The sequence below is a fragment of the Acinetobacter sp. YH12070 genome (assembly GCF_013419625.1).
Lineage (GTDB): Bacteria > Pseudomonadota > Gammaproteobacteria > Pseudomonadales > Moraxellaceae > Acinetobacter > Acinetobacter amyesii.
This window is the reverse complement of record NZ_VOZT01000105.1, coordinates 1-4,861: the sequence shown is the minus strand read 5'-3', so window position 1 is coordinate 4,861 and position 4,861 is coordinate 1. Positions and strand designations below refer to the sequence as shown.

The following is a 4,861-nucleotide window of genomic DNA, read 5'->3' as shown; positions in this document are numbered from 1 at the left end:
TGTCTTTTATACGTAATTTAAGGGTTTTCATGTACTTATATTAACAATCAAAACTCAAGGAAAATAGTCCTTAGTTAAATCAAACGACACTTCATGTCGTGTCGCTTATATCTCTGACCTGAAGGACAGAGTTTTACGCTCCATTTGATAAAAATTGACAGTTCACAGAAAAAAGCTCAGTCTAATTTACAAAATCATTCGAATACTTCATAACTCTGTGAACACGCGACTCTCTTGGTTTCAACAGTTTCAATCCAGTGCAATCATTATGTATTGCTTGCAAATTTGTATTGTTTTGAGTGGCACCACGCTCGGATTATATTTTCTCGGTTTTCATAGTTTTATTGTGCCCGTCACCTTAGGTGCGATTGCTACCGCGCTCACCGACTTTGATGACCGACTCAGCATCCGACTGCGTAATTTGCTCTATGTCTGCGTACTCTTCTTTAGTGTCAGTAGTATTTTAGATTTTCTCTATCCTTATAAGCTGCTGTTTATCTTGTATCTTTCACTGTCCAGTGCAGGATTTATTTTATTAGGAGCTTTGGGGCAACGCTATGCCACGATTTCTTTTGGCACGATTTTACTATCGATCTACACCATGTTCGGCTTGGGCGAATATGACATCTGGTATTTTCAACCCAGTTGCTTTGTTCTAGGGGCCTTATGGTATGGCTTCACCTCAATTCTTTTTTACCTGATTAAACCCACCCTACCCGTACAGGACAATCTCTCGCGTTGTTTTTTACAAATCGCCGAAGTACTGAATGCAAAAGCACGCTTATTTGACCCAGATAATGTCAACAATGTGGAACATTTACTGTATGAATTATCACTCAAAAACAGTGATGTCATCCCGAGTTTAAACACCACCAAAGCTTCTTTACTCACCCGTTTAAAAGCCTCAAGAGCCAATAAAAACACCATCTACTGGCTGAATTTATATTTCTTGGCACAAGATATTCACGAACAGGCCAATGCGAATTATTTACACTATGAACAAATTCATCAAAATTTTAGCCGTACCGATTTAATTTTCCGTTTTCAAAAAAATATTCGATTACAGGCGCAGGCTTGCCAACAGTTGGCCTACTGTATATTGCATCGGCAGCCCTATCAGCCTGATCCCATTACTGCGCAAGCACTGGCACATTTGCATGCCTCTTTGCAGGAGTGGATGACCAACAATCCGCAAAATATAGAAGTAAAAAACCTACAGCTGATCTTGAGTAATTTGGACAGTGTACAAGAACGCTTTTCGCATGTTCAGGATTTAGATCATTCACAGCAACAGGCCTATCAGCAGCATATTGATAACCTCAATTTACTTGATGACGATATTCATGGGTGGCATGATTTATGGCTCAAACTGAAACAGCATTTGAGTCCCGAATCTGCCTTATTTCGCCATGCCGTTCGCATCGCTTTTGTCTTTGCGATGGGCTATGCCATTTCGCTATTGCCCTTTGCTAAAAATGGCTACTGGATATTATTGACCAGTTTATTTGTCTGTCAGATGCGTTATTTTGCGACCAAAAGTCGTTTAAAAATGCGGACATTGGGAACCATATTAGGGGTCTTACTTGGCATTCCTATTTTGTATTTTGTGCCGAGTGTCGAAGGTCAATTGCTACTGACGATTATTTTTGGCGTGTGCTTTTTCTATCTGAGTGCCAAAAAATATGCCATGGCGACCCTCATGGCAACCTTAATGGTCTTGCTGATTTTTAATTTGAAAGGCGCAGGTTATGCGGTCATTTTACCGCGTATCGTTGATACCCTACTCGGCTGTTTTATTGCATGGTTTGCGGTGAATGTGATCTGGCCAGATTGGGACTTTCGCAATATTTCCAAGACCATTCAAAAAAGCTCTGCTGCGACCCTGCATTATTTTGATGCCGTGGTTGAGCAATATCTCCATGGGAAAACCAATAGCATTGATTATCGGCGTGCCCGTCGTTCAGCCCATAATGCTCAAACTGAATTGTCGAGCATGATTTCAAGTTTAAGTACCGAGCCTGAACCCGACCAAATTTTGATTCAACATGCTTTTCGCTATTTGGTCTATAGCCATAGTCAGCTCAGTTATATTTCGGCACTGGGGAGCCACCGTGAACAAGTACAAGACCAACAAGTCCTTGAACTACTGCAATGGTGTCAAAGCACCTTAGACGACGTCTTAATTCAGCAAAAACCGCTCAACCCTGAGAAAATTCAGCAAAAACTTTTCGAAATTCAAACACTCAGCACTGAAGAAATGCGGTCTAATCACCTACAACTGGTGCTCAAGCAGATCAGTTTATTATTAGAAACATTAGCCGAACTGATTCAGCTCAGAACACAGCTAATTCAGGCGGAAATTAAATAAAATCATTTGGGACTCTTGATGAAAATGCTTAGTTTCGGTCTTAAACGCCTCATATTAACCACGATTATGGCGACCTCATGTTTAGCTGCGTCTTCTGTTTTTGCAGCACCGACAGCACAAGATTTAAAGCGTATTCTGGAATGTCAGGCCGATTACGACACCTACCATGACACTTTACTCGACTATGAAAAGGTTCTAGGGCAATTGGGTTGGAAACGCCATGATGACCCACATCAACCGTTTATTTATATCTATAAAAATAAGCAGGCTGTAGAGTTTTTTGGCATGCCGACCCAAGAAATTGGCCTGTCTTCCAATGCAGTATTCGCAATCTATCGCCAAGCCGATGTGAAAAAACTTGCCCAAAAGTATGGCATTGAGCAGCATCCAATGTTTGCCAATATGCCGTTTTTCCGTGGTGAAAAAATCCTACGCACGGAAGCTGAAACGGATGATCTGCATGCCATCAATCACAAACTAAGCCTGTCTGAAATGACCGGAAAAAGCCCGATGATTTTACTCGGCTGTAACTATGAATTTGATCAGGGTTCAATTGAGGATGCCTTAGCGGATCTAGAAAATTAATCCGAGCAGATGACTCAGAATTAACTTTAAAAACATTTACTTAGATTCAATATGCGGATCAATTATTTCAACAGGAACGCTTCGTTCCTGCTGTGCTTTCAGGTACACTCAAGACTGAAATCACTTTGAATTTAGACTTCGCATGAATATCAAGACCTTACGCTTTGTGGGCCTACTCGAAGGCATCTCCTTTTTATTATTGTTGTTCATTGCTATGCCAATGAAGTACCTGATGGATAATCCAATATTGGTCAAATACGTCGGTATGGGACATGGCGTCTTGTTTATTGCCTTCTTGGTGGTGCTATTTGTGGTCTGTGAAAAGCAAAAATGGTCGCTTAGCGTATTTCTAATGGGCCTGATTGCATCGATTTTGCCTTTTGGCCCGTTCATTTTCGATCGCAAATTAAAAAATGCAGAACAACCTGCAACATCAAATTAAGACGGGATACAACAAATAAAAAAGCCCAATGTTGTTCTACACAGCATTGGGCTTTTTCTATAATGGCATGAACTCGAATTTAAAATTCACCCGACAATTGACGTTGTCGTATAATATCTCGCACCACCAAGCGTGGTAGGCTGAACCACAAGATAATGAGGGTAAAGCCTGCCAAACTATAGGCCCAAAGGCCAAAGTTTTCATATAGCACGCGCACGATTTCGATCACGGCAAAGAACGTCAGCATCATGATCACAGACACTGCCGCAGCCACTGTGCCCTTCGACATTTCAGACGACATTAAGGCAAAACGATAGAGCACAGAAAAGCTAATCCCTTCACCAAAACTGACCAAACTCATGCCGAGTATGAGAAATATCAGAAAATAACTTTCAGTCATCGTCCCAATCACCACAAGGCTCGTCCCGAGTAACATCAATGGTAGCCCGATCATCACAGACTGACCTAGAGGCAGTTTGTCGATGATTTTAATCAGGACAATATTACCAAGGATCAGCCCGCCTAAAACAGGAAACTGTGCCATGCCGTATTGCATACTACTCAGTCCTAGCTTCTCCACCAATATGACTGGAGATAGCGCAATCCACAGCATCAGTGGCATTGCCACCATCGGTAGGCCCAGTGTCAACGCCAAAAAGCGTTTGTTTTTTAACACCTGTTTAAAGTCATCAATGATATAGCCCACCGGTTGCTTGGGGATGCTGATGTGCTGAGCCGGCATCTTGGCCTTTAAACCAAACCAACTCAGAAAAGATAGAAATGCGATTCCAATAAAGCCCCAATGCCATGACACGTGATCAATCATAAAAGCACCGAGGACGGGGCCGATCAGTGGCGCCAGTAGTGAAATATTGGCCATGATCGCCATGACTTTGATGGCATCTCGCTCTTCAAAAGTTTCCTGAACAGCGGCATAGCCCACGGCTGAAATAACCGACAAGCCAAAACCTTGTAAAAAACGCAAAGTTAAAAAGCTTTCGATATTATGTGTGAGCAATATCGCTAAACAGCATAAGCTAAAGAACGCTACACCACCCAATAGGACTTTTTTACGGCCTAATCGGTCTGACAATGGCCCTAATATTGCAGCGACACAAGCACCTCCCAATAAGTAAAATGACATCGACGAGGGTGCCCATGCACTACTCACGCCAAACTCTTGGGTAATCGCAAGCATGGCGGGTTGGACTAAGTCGTTTCCGATATAGACAGAAAATTCAAATAAAACCAGTGCCAAGGGAAACATTAAGGTGGCACGACTTAATTTTGTAGTTTGTACGTTTTGCATTGTTATCTACATATCAAATGTGTGCTGTCGGTAAGCATCCGCTGAACACACCTTCTGAATTCATCCTATAAGCCTTAATTTAGTCCCCACTTAGAAACAAGTGGGGACTAAAATTTATGACTACAAATCATCAGACATCCATCGCATCTCTTGCGAA

4 protein-coding genes are annotated in these 4,861 nt (G+C 42.0%); 3 read left to right on the top strand and 1 reads right to left on the bottom strand.

The window, feature by feature from the left end; all coding sequences use genetic code 11:
* The first annotated feature begins 217 nt into the window (after positions 1-217).
* From yccS to FTU17_RS16770, 3 genes are all read left to right on the top strand, one after another.
* Positions 218-2,368: a YccS family putative transporter gene (gene yccS / locus FTU17_RS16780; RefSeq protein ID WP_373683889.1), complete on the top strand. Its 2,151-nt coding sequence runs from the start codon at positions 218-220 to the stop codon at positions 2,366-2,368.
* Positions 2,369-2,386: 18 nt separating this feature from the next.
* Positions 2,387-2,953, top strand: a complete 567-nt coding sequence (locus FTU17_RS16775; protein WP_180003397.1) for a hypothetical protein — start codon at positions 2,387-2,389, stop codon at positions 2,951-2,953.
* Between the two features lie 142 nt (positions 2,954-3,095).
* Positions 3,096-3,395, top strand: coding sequence for a DUF3817 domain-containing protein (locus tag FTU17_RS16770; protein WP_078189335.1), 300 nt, complete (start codon positions 3,096-3,098; stop codon positions 3,393-3,395).
* Positions 3,396-3,474: 79 nt separating this feature from the next.
* Here the strand turns inward: FTU17_RS16770 and FTU17_RS16765 are convergent, their stop codons facing one another.
* Entirely contained in the window at positions 3,475-4,704 is a 1,230-nt protein-coding gene (locus FTU17_RS16765) for an MFS transporter (protein WP_180035807.1), read from the bottom strand.
* Positions 4,705-4,861: the final 157 nt, after the last annotated feature.